Below are 14159 nucleotides of genomic sequence, written 5' to 3' on the forward strand. Positions count from 1 at the left end.
GGCGCGGTGGGTGGGTTCTAGGCCTGCTAATTTCGCTCACAGGTCCATAACAGGGTCTAGTATGTGGCCGCTCAGCAGGGGTTTTGCCCGACGCTATGGCACCCGCCGCTTGCGGTCTGTAACTTCGACATCTACTTTAATCTCGACCATCGCCATTCCATCCTCAGCTACCACTCGCCCTATCAGTTCGAGTCGAACTCCAAAACCAATCCCCTTTATCTTGGTATTTGCTTTTGCTGAATAGTTGCAGTACAGTGATAGAAGCCAGTACATGACGTACGACTTGAGGCCACAGTGCCAAGAGTGGAAGTGTATTCGATTAGCGAGGTATTTCTGGGCATAGGCAGCCTGAATAACCGCCCTCGGCAGCCTCGACACGCTGGCCCGGCGCCTCCGGGCGGGGGTGAAGGCGCGCACCGGCATCCCGGTATGCGTGGGCGTGGCGCCGAGTAAGACCCTGGCCAAGCTGGCGAACCGGCTGGCGAAGAAAGACCCCGACGCGGGCGGGGTGCTGTACCTAGACTCGGCGGAGCGGCGGGCCTGGGCCCTGAAGCAGGTGGCGGTGGGCGACGTGTGGGGCGTGGGGCGGCAGTACGCCCAGAAGCTCACGGCGGCGGGCATCGACTCGGCGGCCGACCTAGCGCGGGTGTCGGAGGCCTGGGCGCGGAAGCACCTAGGCGGCGTGGTGGGGGCGCGGCTGGTGCGCGAGCTGCAGGGCTACCCCTGCGCGGGACTGGCCCCGAGCGAGGACGAGACGCTGAAACGGCAAAGCATCAGCTGCTCGCGCACGTTCGGCCGGCCGCTGCGGGAGCAGGCGTTCGTGCTGGGGGCGCTGGCGGCGTTCGTGGCGCGGGCGGCGGAGAAGCTGCGCGGGCAGGGCGAGCTGGCGCACGTTCTAACGGTGTTTATCAGCAAAAACCGGTTCGGGCCGGACGCGGGCGCGGGGGGCGGGCATTCGCGCTCGGCGGTGCTCACGCTGCCGGTGCCCACCAGCGACACGCGGGAGCTGACGGCCAGGGCCGGGCAGCTGCTGGCGCGGCTGTGGGAGCCGGGGGCGGTGTACGTGAAGGCGGGCGTGGTGCTGGCGGGGCTGGAGCCGCCGGGCGGGCAGCAGCTGGGCTTGTTCGGGGAGGCCGCGCCGCTGGCGGCGGGGGCGGCGGTGAGCGGCCGGAGCGCGCAGGTGATGGCGGCGCTGGACGGGCTCAATGCGCGGTTCGGGCGCGGGACGGTGCAGCTGGCGGCGGCGCTGGGGCCGAAAGGCGGCGGGCCGGCGCCCTGGCAAGGGCAAGCGGCGTGGCGCACTCCGGCCTACACGACGCGGCTGGAGGACCTGCTGACGGTGGACTGATACTTAACCTATTCAAACGCTAACACAATGGCTTTTCCGATTCCACCGGCCCACCTGCCGGGAGCCAAACCCGAGTACCCCGTTTCGCGCCGGGCGATGGTGCGGCGGCTGCACAACCGGCGCATTACGATGATAGCGCTGCCCAACGGGGACTGCTACACGCATTTCGCGGTGGCCCTGAAACCCGGCGAAGCGGCCGAGCTGCGGGCCGAAGGGCACGTCGATACGGTCATCGACTACATTCTGCGGGACCGGGTGCGGTACTGGGTGCTGATACTGAAAGGCGAAACCTTCGACGCCATGATTGGCTGCTGGGGCGACCTGCAGGCGCGGGAGCGGCAGCGCAAGGCCCGCAAGCTGACCTGAGCGGGGCACCGGCCCAGGGCGGCGGGCAGCCGGCCCCGGAGGGCCGAAACAGTGATTTTAGGGGCCGGTGGGTTGCCGGTCCTCGTTTACCCTTTTTCCTCTATTCATTATGCTACATTATTTGCCGGATGCAGAATCCATCACCGAGTATTGCGGGGCCTACGAGGCCCGCGGCTGCCGCTTCGACATCGTATCGGCTGCCCAGATGGGCGGCTACGGGCTGCGGATGCACATCGGGACGAACAGCAACGCCTCGCCCATCTTTCCATTGCCGGCTGCCGAGATGCAGACGCCGGAAGCTGCGGAGCAGTGGATGGCGTACCTGCGCGACAACCACTTAAGCCAGTTCGCTTTCTTGCTGCAAGGGCAGTAGGCGGTGGGCGGCGCTGAAAGTCAAAGCCACTAAATCTGGAACACTATCCGGAGAAAGGTTTGTAGCAAGTGGTGCAAAGCCGCTGAAGCGGCGTCTGCGTCCGATTACCATATACTTATCGTTACGTTCGAGAACAACCAGAATAGGGATGGACTGCCTGCGCTAAGTATTTTGATTGAAGATGTAGCTCTCATAGTCAATGCACTGGATAAGCCCTGGGCAGCGCCCGTGACGCGTGCAGAAGAAGCGCTTGATAGTAGCAGCGAGCTTTTGAGTACATCGCGCGATACTAATTGGATTTGTTGCAACTAGCTGCCTCTCATCATTGGGAGGCGGCTTTTTTGCTACCACTGCGTGCTTCGGTGTGCTGGATTTAGAATAGCTTTGCCGCTGTCCGTGTCCGAGTAGAAAATGAAGTTGGTGGACTTGACTTTGTCGACAAGTATTTTTTTGTTTCCATACATACATCAGCGATGCCGGGAGAAAACACGGTTGAATTGAAAACCATTGCCGAACTGAAAGGCTACAAGTTCTTGGTGCCGCAATACCAACGAGGCTACCGGTGGACCAAAACGCAGGTAAAAGACTTGCTAGAGGATTTGCTGCATTTTAAGGATACGGCAGCTACAGAAACTTTCTACTGTTTACAGCCGGTACTAGTAAAACCGTTTGGTGAGCAATGGGAGTTGATAGATGGGCAGCAACGATTGACTACGATTCATATTTTGCTGGGATATATCCAAGGAACATACCGGAGGAGTGTTGTGCCACTGTTCACTTTGGAATACGCCACTAGAGATGAGAGCCAAGGGTATCTTGAAAATATCGACCCAGCGCGAGCCTCAGACAATATCGACTTCCACTTCATGCACCAAGCGCGTGCCAGCATGGCGGAATGGTTCGAGCAACAGGATTCCCCGGAAGCGGTGGCGGATGATATCTACCCAACGTTATTGCGGCGCACGAAAGTAATTTGGTATGAACTGGCTCCCGACCTGGGCGGAGAGCATGAGGCCTTCATTCGCATTAACTCGGGTAAGATTCCGTTAACGAATGCAGAGCTGATTAAAGCTCTGTTCCTGAAACGGGCACAGGTTGGGGAACCTGAGGACCAGTCGCGTTTTGAGCGGCGGCAGTTGGAGATGGCTACGGAGTGGGATATGATAGAGGCACGATTACAGCAGCCGGACTTATGGTATTTCCTCAATGAAGGGATTAGTCAGCAGCCAACTAGGATAGAATTCCTATTTGAATTGTTGGCCGGCATCGAGAAGTCTGGTAGAGAAGATTATGCGACTTTCTATTACTTCAACGAAAAGCTGGCTAAAGCTGACACGGAACGGCTGTTGGAAGAATGGAGAAAAGTCAAGGACCTATTCTTGCTGTTGGAAGAATGGTACAATAACCGTGACTGGTATCATAAAATAGGCTATTTAATAACAGTCGGTGAAAAGATAGGCACCCTAGTGAAAATGGCTAGGGCCTGTACCAAAACCGAATTCTCGGCTTATGTACAGAAGCGAATCAAGAATACAGTTGCCGACACCTGGGAAACTTGGAACTACAACGACAATTACAGAGAGTTGAAAAACGTACTGTTATTGTTCAACATTGAAACGCTGCATCAAAATAAGGGCGCTAGCTATCGTTTTCCGTTCCGCCACTATAAGGGGGATGGGGAAGATGCGCGCCGGTGGAGTCTGGAGCATATACATGCGCAGAATTCGCGTGGATTAAGTGGTAAAGATGCCTATGTACAATGGCTCAAGGACGTGCGGCGCTTCGTTGTAGACCGAATGGCACAGGTTTCCGGTGCTACGGAATCGGAGAGTGAGCAATCGGAGCCGTCACAGCCACAACAGGTGCTGGACGAGTTGGACGCTCTAATTCAGCAAACGGCAATCGATAAAGACGATTTCGAATTAGTTCAAAAGCGCATATTTGCCCTGTTGGGAGAGCCGGACTTACATACGGTAGATAATCTGGCACTCTTAACCGTCAGCGACAATTCTAAGCTCAGTAATGGGGTGTTCCCACAAAAGCGGGCATTGATAATGGAATTGGAGCGCAAAGGCTCATTCATTCCGATTGCCACGCGTAATGTGTTTCTAAAATACTACAGTGAAACTCCGGAAAATCTAGCTTATTGGAGCGCAGATGACCGTCGAAACTACGTGGATAGTATCCGGGAGACCCTAAAAGCATATTTGACACCTGTTGCTGCTGCTACCCATGCAAACTAATTATTACACCTTCTGGACCCTTCTAAACACCCCGGAAATCAAGTACATTCAAGTTCCGATTATTCAGAGGGACTATGCGCAAGGACGGAAGAGCGAGAAAGTAAACAGTATTCGTATTCGACTGGTCGATGCTCTACACAATGCCTTGTCAAGGCAGGAACCTTTGACATTGGATTTCGTCTACGGTGAGTTGCGCGGCAATCTGTTCATACCGCTGGACGGTCAACAGCGGCTAACCACGTTATTTCTGCTGCACTGGTACTTAGCATTAGTAGATGGGGAACTGTCTAATGTTCAAGCGTTGCTGAGTAAATTTACCTACGAAACGCGTAGTAGTTCAAGAGAGTTTTGCCGGCAGTTGGTCATGGCAAAGGGCCTCGACTTGAATAAATATCCTACCCTGACTGATGCCATATTAGATACTAATTGGTTTCAACCATCTTGGGAACGGGACCCGACAGTCGGAGCCATGTTGACTATGCTGGATGCACTACAAACGCGGTTCGCCAACACTAACGGGTTGTTTGCTCATCTTGCCGACGCCGACAACCCGTTAATCGGCTTCTACTTCTTAGATATGCCGAAAGTAGGGCTGACTGACGACCTGTATTTGAAGATGAATGCACGCGGGAAGCCTCTGACCAGCTTTGAAAACTGGAAAGCTGAGTTCGACCTGTTTCTGCAGCGTAAGCATTCAAAGAAAGTGCAGTCTGATTTCGGGGATAAGATTGATGGCCCCTGGTTGGACTTCTTCTGGAAACACCGGCAACCGGGTTCAGAGGTGGCGGATGAGGCGATGGAGCAATTTCTGCATTACCTGACTCGAATGCTAGCTTATAGGATGGGCGAGAAAGTTCAGGATGTAACGCTGAGCAGATTAGGGTTCGACCTATTCGAGCGGGTATTTGCCCAAGACGAAAACGTAGATTTCTTGTTCCAGAGCCTGGATTTTTTGGTTAAGGTAGAGAAGCAGGAGCCTAACGGTATAGCTGGTTTACTAGAGCGTCTACTGACTGAAAAAACCGAGTCGGAAAGAGTGCGGGTCTTTGGTGGTACCAGACCAGATATTTTCAATCGTTGCTTACGAAACACCAGCCCGAATCAAGAACTACAAGAGCAGGTTTTACTATTCGGTTTGTTAGTGTATGGCGCAACGGTTAGCGACGAGAACTTTACAGAAGGAGATGTACAGAACCAGTTGCGCGTACTTCGTAACCTTTTGGAGCAGATACGGCAACAGAACGACAAAGAGTTAAACTCGAATCTGCGCGCCGATAATATGCAGGCGCTTACTGTCGCAGCAACAATACTAGGAAAGTCTGAAAGCGGTAGCTCACCGGACGTATATAAGCGTCTGGAAGCCGATGCACCACTTTTGCAGCTAGGGCGTCGAGGTGTGGAACACGAGCGATTAAAGGCCCATTTACTTACGGCCCAGCCCGAGCTAGCACAGGCAATCCATGAATTGGAGAATCAATATGTGCTGAGAGGCGACCTGCGTAACCTAAAAATGGATGAGCATATCAACCATATTGAGAGCTTTCGGCAAGCTGTCAGCGAGATATGGTCGGGGGCGGTGCCTCAGGATTTGATTATCCGGGCATGGCTTACCTGTGGAGATTACCGGGTAAGCCAAGGCGAGTGGAAGAAAACGCAACTCGGAAGAAAATACTTCCTCGGAAACTCAGAAAATTGGTACACAGTACTGGCTGCCGATATTCGGAAGGGGGAGCCTAATCTACTGTCAGCTTTTCTGATAACATACCATAATGCTATAGGAAATACGGCTGTACAGAAGTTGGAGAGCATAATTGCTGATTGGTTAGCTGTTGAACGGAAGCGTGATTGGCGCTACTATTTCATCAAGTATCCAGGCATGACCGAGAAATCAGAAGGCTATTACGCATGGGGTTCTGACTTTTATGTGCGCTTACTTGAAGGCAATTCGCTTAAAGCAAAGCACATCAATCCATACGTTCGAACTATAAGCCGGCGGCGGCAAGTGGCGGATGCCATTGCTGATTACGGCGAGCAGTTTGTGAATGACACCTGGGCCAGTCCACTGTATCTGGACAATATACCGGGCTGGCCAAGTGATAATTGGGATTTGTCCCTCCACAGTGGAGCAGCCGGATGGAGGCTAAATCTTCCGACAGGATATACTTTGCCAACGATACTTGAAGAGTTGTACGAACTGCAGCCTGTTGCTAACGGTCAACGGTGGCTTGTGGAAACGGCTGAGCAGGACCGAATTGAGCGTGTTGAAGATTTTATTAAGGCGTTGCGAAAGCAAGGTCTTGAAGCGATAGAATCAGAAGATGGAACAACTGATAGCACGTCGACTTAATCCTAGCTGCAGTTCATAGTTCGAAGCTGAGTTAGCACCGAAAAGCCCCGGCCAACTTGTAGCTGGTCGGGGCTGGCGGTGCTCGAGGCTCGTCGGGTCTGGCGGGGTCAGCTCTGCAGAGCGGGGGCTGGGCGGCGTCCCGAGTCATCGAAAACGAATTGCTCGCACACCTGGTAGGTCTGCTGCAAATAGTCTAGGGCAGCATCAGGAGTAGGGAACGGCCCGGCCAGCGTCATGCCACCTTCGGGCAGCTCGGCGCGGGTGTAGAATTGCTGGTCGCGGGCGCGGAAGATTTCGCGGTGTGGCTGGTCGGCGGGGTTCATGGTCGAGGGGCGGCGGGTTGGCGGTGGAAAATTACGGAATAGCGGAACGGCAAGCGGCGGGGGCGTCAGAACGGCGGCTCTCCACCGCTAGGGCGGCGGCTACCGGGTGCCCCGAACCTGAACAACGGCGGCAGTGCGGGGGCTGCACCCTCGGCGGGTTCGGCGGTGGCGTCCTAGGCGCGGTGGGTGTTGGCCTGCTGGTGGTCGCGGGTGAATAGGGCCAGCAGTTCGGTAAAATGGGTTGGGGCTCTGGGGGCTATGCAACAGGTGATTCTAGAAACTGCTGAAATGAGGTGTTTTTCAATAGATATGACCGGCTCTTGGTTTAGTAAACAGGCTGACAATTATGTGCCGTCATTGTATCCCATCCCACATCCCACCATCCCAAACCTTAAGGTTTGGGATGGTGGGATGTGGGATGGGATACAATGACGGCATTTGCCCATAATCCTTATTATTTAAAAATAAGTATTTTTCTAAACGATTGTATTATGCTGAAGAACTTTCGTGGTTAATTGTAGATTTTGGGAGCCGCCGTGCCAATGCACTTTTCGAAATAGGTTTCATCCCAAGGCTCTCCGTAATAGGTAGCAGCATACTTGCGGTTCGTTCAAAGGAATTGCCTTCCCCTAACAACTGGCGAGCCCTTTCCCATACTTCGCGTTCATCAGCGCCTTCCTCTGGTTTCTTCCGTAAATCACCCAAGTATGACCGCTCTCCTGTATTGTGGAACGTAAGGTTGCTGTCAAAATGTAGGATGTAGCTCATTTCTTTCGCATCATTAGGCAAATAGTTGCCTTTTAAGACGCACAAGTGTCGTAAAGCTGGGTTGTATGAGTCAGTGCGCAACTCTAATACCACTCGCATTTTTGCTTCTAAGCCCTGACTTCCAAGTAGGTTGTTCTTAGAGGGTTTTTGGTCTTCGGTACGCTTGCCAGTATGGTGCATGAATAATATCAAGCACCCGTGTTTTATAGCCAACTGGCTGTAGCTGGAGATAAAGCGCCTTACTTCGTTGGACTGGTTTAAATTCCCATCGAATAAATCGCCCAACGCATCTATGATAATCAAGTCAGCAGGCTGCTGTGTCAGCATGCTGTCAAGTTTCATAATTAGGTGTTCCGTATCGAATACAAACCGCAGCCGGTTGCGGGCGGCATCAGGTACCTTCTGACCGAGCAACTGTTTTTTTAGGAGCGGCCCAACTGCCTCATCGCCATCTTCAGTACTGATACAGATAGCGCTGTGGCGTACTGCTTGGATTGGAAAGCCTAGAAATGTTGGCTTTTCAAGGATTATATCCAGTGCTAGCTGGCGTAAGAAAGAGGATTTGCCAGTGTCGCTGCTTCCAGCCAGCATAGCTACGCCTTGGCGTTGTAACAACGGCGCGACCAGTAAGGGGACTTCAGTATTCGGGCGGTCCAGTAATTCGCCTAAGGTATAATAACCTGGTTTGTCGGATTTTGTTCCATTATCTCTCGGTGCCGATGAGCGAATGGTCCCTTCAATAAGCCCAGCAATGTAACCAAGAGGAAATTTGCTTCCGGAGTATTGCGGCGACTCGTGTATCATACCACTAAGCGCTGCCATTTCGCTCAACCTGTCTTCATTCAACTTCATCGACAAACGGATGCGGTGCTTTATGATGTAGCTCGGTTACCAGCAGCAACCCAGGATAGTAGCTCAGTACGGGAGAAGTAAAGCTTATTTCCTCTTTTACTGTGAGGTATAGCACGAGCCGAAACTAAAGCATAGATGCGAGCTTTGCTTAAGCGCGTAATTTCTTGTGCTAGAGCTAGCCCGCCTATCTCGGGGGTAGTAGGAGTAACAGTGGTTGGCAGTCTTTCCACCAAAAGCGCTTCCAGTTTATCGAGGCGATTGTGAAGCACTTCAAAAGGGTTGTGCATAGGGGGTATCGTAAAGTTTGGAGAATAAGGTGCTAGGCCACCTTGAATTAAGGCGGTATAAGTTGTACTGTCCAGAAGACATTACCGTGTTATGCTAGCTATTGCTTGTGCAGTCGCTAACGCGCCGCTTTCCTGTGCCATCTTGCTTCCTGTACGATGCGGCTACCAGGGCGTCCACTCTTAAGCGCAGAACTTACTGCTGGAGTAGAGACCCCAAGTTTTTTGGCAAGCGCTGTCATGGCTCCGTGAGGAAGCAATTGTCGTAATGTTGAAGAAGACTGTTTCAATGCCAGCAGTCGTTGCTTTGCTTAATTTTGGTTAAGAACACAAATTTATACAGAAAACAACTTGATGCAAAAGCTATGTTCTTGGCATTTAAAGTGAAAGCGCCGCGAATATAGTTTGCCTCTGACATGTAAACTGCTCAATCCTAGGGTCGCTTGGAGCAGCTTTGGCCCGGTATATTATCAGGATACTGGCGAAAAAAAATCAGATAAGATGGGCAGAGATGAGAAAACACTATGGTTATCTGCTTCAGTTAATAGGAGCAGAGCTAGTATCACGTCGGATTAGCAGACGGTGTTTTGTATGTGTTCAGGAGTGAGCGGTAGCCTTAAAAGACCACTTTACCGGCATTTGGACCTTTTAGACCTCATCGGTACTGCATAGCTGCCCGCGTAGCGGGCATGAGTGCTGCGATTCACTCGATAGCACCAGTAGCTATGTTGTCCTATTTTATACGCGCTGTTTAGATAATTTGGCCCTGCGCGTCGGTAGATACCCAATGGCGGTGCTTGGACCTATGGACTTGTTTGATGGGGACACTGATTATAGTTGGCTACATAAAAAAATACAAAAAAAATTTTTATGCATCGGGGGAGCAGGCATCACGTATTTCTCCCCCCACCCATTAGACAGGGGAGAATTTCTTTGGTATAGATGACTGTGGATAGCACCAGTATTTTATCGATAGGAATTAAATCCAACGAGAAAATACTGGTTTGATTTGTCTAAAATAATGTTCAAGGTATACTCCTTAAATCTTGAGTTCATTCACTGGCTTAGAACAAGCAGGCGAATTGCTCTGACTAGGAATAGTCCTAGTATCGGTGTATGATTTAATTGTAATAGTTGTATTTAAACACACGATATGCATTTGGGAAGTATCCGATAGTTATAAGTGAAATACAAAGTGAAGCACAGGTCCCACGCAGGCAACGAACACAAGCAACAGAAAAGTAGTATGTTCTTCGTCGGGATTCTCAAAAGGTTCCATATCGACAAACTTAAGGCAGATGGTCCTATTGCCGTCTGGGGTCTTCGATAAGTTGCTCTATGCCGTCTACTATCTGCGCCAGCTGCACTTGGTAGTATCGGCAGAGCATCGCCACTGTAAGTAGCGCAACACTACGCCGGCCAGATTCGACTCGGGATACGTGTACACCTGTTGCATCATATACCTCTTGCAGTGTCAGATGACGCTCCTCGCGCACGCTTTTTAAGCGGCGCGCGAGTTCGTGCAAAAGAGGTGAGGACTGCTTCTCGGCCATGCCACCACAAAGGGCGGGACTGGCGGAGTAGGGCACAAAGACCGAACGGTCCTTATTGGGGCTTGATTAGTACATTTGGTGACCAGTTCAAATGTTTGCTCCTTCGTGGTATGACTTATTTCAACTTCGCTGCCCATTTTCAGTACCCACAAGCTCTCAGTAAGGGAGCTTGGAGCTTAGCAGTTGCTCTCATCGGACAGGCCGATTTCTTAAAATCAGAGCTCCGGCTTGAAGTGTCCATCACACAACTTTTCTCTGCTACGGAAGACATTCCATATACGTGGCTGCAAAAGATTACCGGTCGAGCCTGCGAATTCAGCCTTGCTACCTATGACTCTGCAGATTTCGAGGAAGCAGATGTTGATTGCAGGGCAATGTTCCTCAACGTGGGTTATCGAGCTAATCCAAGTAGGATAGTGGCTGAACTGAATCCCGGTGCCCGAACTATGCTGCTGCAATTACAGCAAGGAATTCATCAGCTATACCAGCAAGGGAAATTGCAGCCTGCAAGCTTGACGGCTCATATGAAGACGCTTACTCCTCTGACCGTTTTCAAAATGAAGCGGAGGAGGAACCGACAACTTATCTAGTTCAGTAAAGAAAACACGGTTACTTCTTGATAATGGTGCACTAAAGCAGCTTGTCAAAAGCCGTATCAACCAGCTCAGATGCGAATGAATCCAGATAAACGGCAGTCACGGCTTCGGACTTGTGCCCCATGGCTTGGCCTATAATCGCAGTGTTTTCACCGGCGAACTTCAACGTTGTAGCAAATGAGTGCCGCGCCACATAAGTCGTTAGCGGAGTTGTGATATCCGCTTGCTCAGCTAATACCTTCAAATCTTGGTTGACTTGCCCCAGCACCTTGTGCAACCGGTTTTTGATTTGAGTAGGCGTCTGGTGCCGGGCTGCGTCGAGAATGGGGAAGAGGTAGCTCTCGGGTGTGGCGCGAGTCAAGGACTCAAAGGAGGCCACGAGTGCTACTGCTGGCGCCAGCAGCTTCAACGAGAATTTGCCTCCGGTTTTCTGACGGACATAGCTTAGCCGCTCAGGGGTGCCAGCAGAGTCAAAGCTCAGGTCGCGCCAACGCAGTTGGCCTAAGTCGACAAAGTTGATACCCCCACAATAAAAGGAAAACAGGAAAACCTCCTTCGCCAAACGGAGGCGGTCGGTGGCCGGTACTAGGGCTTCGAGCTGGCGCACCGCCTCACGCGGTAATGCTCGCTTCGTCGTGCTCACATCAAATTTGCCGACCTGCATTTTATGCTTCTCAGCTACAGTGCGGGCGAATGGGTAGCTGCCGGCCTTCATCAGGCCGTCGGCAATGGCTTGGTTGAGCACCGCCCGTAACGTGCGAAACCGTAGCGACAGGGTTATCTCCTTGATACCGGTGGCGCGTAGTGTCTGTTCCCACTCCCGGCAGAAAGCGACGTTCGCTTTTTCAATTGGTACATCGTAGCTGTTGAGCCAAACAGACCAAGCTTCCGCCTTCCCTCGGCCGGTAGGAGGGGCGGGCGCATCTGCTTCGGCTGCGATAAACTTCGCCAGTTGATTGCGTAGGTCGCGGTAAACAGTGGCATTGCCGGTTTGCCCGGCCTTGAGGTAGCCAGCGCTCAACTCATCGCAGTAGGCAAGCAGTTTTACCCGTCTGGCAGCCTTACGCCCCTCGATGGCTTTAGCTGCAACGGCAGGAGCGTCGTGCTGCTCGTCGGCGCTGGCCAGGGTGTCGGCGGCATCGGCATACTTGGTTTCCCATTCAGCAAGGGACTTGAGCAGCTTCTCGCGGTGAGGCTCGGGGTAGCTCTTGCGGATGGCGTCACGGTAGTTGCTCTTCTCCGCGTTCCAGTACTTGGGCAGTAGCGATAGGCCTGTGGCCAAGTACTTCCGCTTGCGGTCCTTGGTGATGCGCACCAGGAAAGGGTGGGAGCCATCGGCCAGCGTTTTGCTGGGGAAGTAAACCACCTTTACGCCTGCCTTGCCCTCTTTGTGTTCGGTCGTTTTGCTCATCGTGTGTAAACCGCGCCGGTTTACACGGCGGTTTACACAAAGTTAATCAAAAGGCCAATAATGACGATAGCCGTCGATAAAATGAACTGGTTTAAAATGTTGATTAATTGAGGTAATAAGTGTAAGATGGGTGTTCGTGATAAACCTTGTTCCGTAGCTTCCCAAGCTGAGGGTCGCGAGTTCGAACCTCGTTTCTCGCTCATTTTTAATCAGCCACTTGTCTGCGAAGATGGGTGGCTGATTTGGTTTTGGTTTAAACGCTGGTTTAAACATGCCGGCCGTAGCCCCAACCAAGGTTACTAAGCGCATCCTAGGGCGTATTGACAATTAGAGTAACCAGACGCAGGTAGCGGCGCAGTGGGCGAAGGCGAGGAACGAGGTGGCGGTCTTGTCGTAGCGGGTGGCCAAGCGGCGGTAGTGCTTGAGGCGGTTAAAGAAGCGTTCGACTTTGTTGCGGTCCGCGTAGAGGTTGCGGTCCAACTCGCGGGCGGTGCGCCGGCTACGTTTACTGGGCACGACAACCGCGGCTCCGACCTGATGGATTTGGGCAATCAGGGCGTTGGTATCGTAGGCTTTATCGGCCAGCACAGCCCCCACCGCCAAGCCCTCTAACAGGTCGGCGGCCACCGTGCAATCGGCCTGTTGCCCCGGCGTCAGGGCCAGGCGTAGCGGGTTACCCAGCGCGTCTCCGACGGCGTGGAGTTTGCTGGTGAAGCCCCCGCGTGAGCGGCTGAGAGCTTCGGCTGGCGCGGCGCTTTTTTTTGCCCGGCCGCGTGCTGATGCGCCCGTATGCTGGTCGAATCGAGCATGGCCCAGTCTAGGTCCGGGTCCTGTATGGCCTCGAATACGCGTTGCCAGATGCCTTTCTGGGCCCAGCGGCGGAAACGTCGGTAGACCGAGTTCCACGGCCCAAACCGTTCGGGCAAATCCCGCCACGGCGCCCCACTGCGCGCTATCCAGAGCACTGTATTCACAAACAATCGGTTGTCGGCTGTCGACCGGACTGCATCTCCGACTTTGCCCGGCAACAAGGGCGCTAAGCGCGTCCAGTCCGCATCTTTGAGTTCATAATGTCGCACAACCCAAAGGTCGGCGATTGTCAACACACCCTAAAACGGCCGGCACCTTTTGCGCTGGATTGAAAAGGATTCAGGATGTACAAACGTAGGCTTGGCTGCGAGACGAGTAACAAGCAAGCGGCCAGAATCCGAGACTGGGTGTGTTGGTACTGCGGCCCTGGTCTGCCGACCGCCGTTCTCTACTCAGTAGCGGCTGGCTGCAGAATTGAACAACCGGAACACCGCGGCGCGGATGAGGGGCTGGTCGGTGTTGCAACGAGTGGTATTGCCGGAGGCGCAACGCGACGGCGTACCTCATCCAAACTGACCAGTTAGCAGTAACCGTAGAGGTGTGGCAACGGGTGTGCTGGCAAAAGCCCGAGACCCCATTTGCAAACCGTCTTGGGCGAGGAGAGAAGATTGCACAAAAGGCTGCAAGTACCCTGCGCAGCTACCTCTGTTGGCCGCGTTCGGTGTGGTGTGGCAACTAAACTTGCGCGGAATGCCTGAAACAAAGCGTGGTCTTCAACTATGCTGCGGCTGCTATGTCAGTTAAATGGGTAGTAAAGTATTGTTGTGTAAATGTTAAAATCGGATTATAGAGATGAGTTGGTTCGTTTTCTATAAGGCGAGCATC

The 14159-nt window shown here is 52.9% G+C and carries 12 protein-coding genes; 6 read left to right on the forward strand and 6 right to left on the reverse strand.

Going from position 1 to position 14159, the window contains the following annotated elements; genetic code table 11:
- Positions 1 to 403 precede the first annotated feature (403 nt).
- From Q5H93_RS08335 to Q5H93_RS08355, 5 genes are all read left to right on the forward strand, one after another.
- Positions 404 to 1348: a DinB/UmuC family translesion DNA polymerase gene (locus tag Q5H93_RS08335; protein ID WP_305006057.1), complete on the forward strand. Its 945-nt coding sequence runs from the start codon at positions 404 to 406 to the stop codon at positions 1346 to 1348.
- Positions 1349 to 1375: 27 nt separating this feature from the next.
- The gene (locus Q5H93_RS08340) at positions 1376 to 1714 is read left to right on the forward strand and encodes a hypothetical protein (protein ID WP_305006058.1); all 339 of its coding nucleotides are present in this window, start codon (positions 1376 to 1378) and stop codon (positions 1712 to 1714) included.
- 109 nt (positions 1715 to 1823) lie between these two features.
- On the forward strand, positions 1824 to 2087 hold the full coding sequence (locus Q5H93_RS08345) for a hypothetical protein (RefSeq protein WP_305006059.1): 264 nt from the start codon (positions 1824 to 1826) through the stop codon (positions 2085 to 2087).
- A gap of 497 nt (positions 2088 to 2584) precedes the next feature.
- Positions 2585 to 4330, forward strand: coding sequence for a DUF262 domain-containing protein (locus Q5H93_RS08350; RefSeq protein WP_305006060.1), 1746 nt, complete (start codon positions 2585 to 2587; stop codon positions 4328 to 4330).
- Positions 4320 to 6677: a DUF262 domain-containing protein gene (locus Q5H93_RS08355; RefSeq protein WP_305006061.1), complete on the forward strand. Its 2358-nt coding sequence runs from the start codon at positions 4320 to 4322 to the stop codon at positions 6675 to 6677. The genes Q5H93_RS08350 and Q5H93_RS08355 overlap by 11 nt, the downstream gene beginning before the upstream one ends.
- Positions 6678 to 6784: 107 nt before the next feature.
- Here the strand turns inward: Q5H93_RS08355 and Q5H93_RS08360 are convergent, their stop codons facing one another.
- The 4 genes from Q5H93_RS08360 to Q5H93_RS24175 all read right to left on the reverse strand — a co-directional run bounded on the left by Q5H93_RS08360 (position 6785) and on the right by Q5H93_RS24175 (position 10457).
- Entirely contained in the window at positions 6785 to 7000 is a 216-nt protein-coding gene (locus tag Q5H93_RS08360; protein ID WP_305006062.1) for a hypothetical protein, read from the reverse strand.
- A 489-nt stretch (positions 7001 to 7489) separates the two neighbouring features.
- Positions 7490 to 8620, reverse strand: coding sequence for an AAA family ATPase (locus Q5H93_RS08365; protein ID WP_305006063.1), 1131 nt, complete (start codon positions 8618 to 8620; stop codon positions 7490 to 7492).
- 20 nt (positions 8621 to 8640) lie between these two features.
- Positions 8641 to 8907 carry a helix-turn-helix domain-containing protein gene (locus Q5H93_RS24170; RefSeq protein WP_369810998.1) on the reverse strand — a complete coding sequence of 89 codons (267 nt, stop codon included), beginning with the start codon at positions 8905 to 8907 and terminating at the stop codon, positions 8641 to 8643.
- 1301 nt (positions 8908 to 10208) lie between these two features.
- Entirely contained in the window at positions 10209 to 10457 is a 249-nt protein-coding gene (locus tag Q5H93_RS24175; protein ID WP_369810999.1) for a helix-turn-helix domain-containing protein, read from the reverse strand.
- Positions 10458 to 10567: 110 nt separating this feature from the next.
- Here Q5H93_RS24175 and Q5H93_RS08370 point away from each other — a divergent pair, with 110 nt between their 5' ends.
- Positions 10568 to 11047 (forward strand): hypothetical protein, encoded by a 480-nt coding sequence (locus Q5H93_RS08370; protein ID WP_305006064.1) that lies wholly within the window; start codon positions 10568 to 10570, stop codon positions 11045 to 11047.
- A gap of 40 nt (positions 11048 to 11087) precedes the next feature.
- Here the strand turns inward: Q5H93_RS08370 and Q5H93_RS08375 are convergent, their stop codons facing one another.
- The gene (locus Q5H93_RS08375; RefSeq protein WP_305006065.1) at positions 11088 to 12464 is read right to left on the reverse strand and encodes a site-specific integrase; all 1377 of its coding nucleotides are present in this window, start codon (positions 12462 to 12464) and stop codon (positions 11088 to 11090) included.
- Positions 12465 to 12791: 327 nt separating this feature from the next.
- Positions 12792 to 13543 (reverse strand): IS5 family transposase gene (locus Q5H93_RS08380; RefSeq protein ID WP_369811004.1). Its coding sequence is split into 2 segments (ribosomal slippage): positions 12792 to 13208 and positions 13211 to 13543, totalling 750 coding nucleotides; the frame shifts between segments, so codons are not numbered across the junction.
- Positions 13544 to 14159 lie beyond the last annotated feature (616 nt).

This window comes from Hymenobacter aranciens (assembly GCF_030580865.1).
In the GTDB taxonomy this organism is placed as follows: domain Bacteria; phylum Bacteroidota; class Bacteroidia; order Cytophagales; family Hymenobacteraceae; genus Hymenobacter; species Hymenobacter aranciens.

Bases quoted from the DNA above. Each gene is read 5' to 3' on its own strand.
- Q5H93_RS08340 (WP_305006058.1), top strand. From the start codon at position 1,376: ATGGCTTTTCCGATTCCACCGGCCCACCTGCCGGGAGCCAAACCCGAG.
- Q5H93_RS08345 (WP_305006059.1), top strand. From the start codon at position 1,824: ATGCTACATTATTTGCCGGATGCAGAATCCATCACCGAGTATTGCGGG.
- Q5H93_RS08355 (WP_305006061.1), top strand. From the start codon at position 4,320: ATGCAAACTAATTATTACACCTTCTGGACCCTTCTAAACACCCCGGAA.
- Q5H93_RS08360 (WP_305006062.1), bottom strand. From the start codon at position 7,000: ATGAACCCCGCCGACCAGCCACACCGCGAAATCTTCCGCGCCCGCGAC.
- Q5H93_RS08365 (WP_305006063.1), bottom strand. From the start codon at position 8,620: ATGAAGTTGAATGAAGACAGGTTGAGCGAAATGGCAGCGCTTAGTGGT.
- Q5H93_RS24170 (WP_369810998.1), bottom strand. From the start codon at position 8,907: ATGCACAACCCTTTTGAAGTGCTTCACAATCGCCTCGATAAACTGGAA.
- Q5H93_RS24175 (WP_369810999.1), bottom strand. From the start codon at position 10,457: ATGGCCGAGAAGCAGTCCTCACCTCTTTTGCACGAACTCGCGCGCCGC.
- Q5H93_RS08370 (WP_305006064.1), top strand. From the start codon at position 10,568: ATGACTTATTTCAACTTCGCTGCCCATTTTCAGTACCCACAAGCTCTC.
- Q5H93_RS08375 (WP_305006065.1), bottom strand. From the start codon at position 12,464: ATGAGCAAAACGACCGAACACAAAGAGGGCAAGGCAGGCGTAAAGGTG.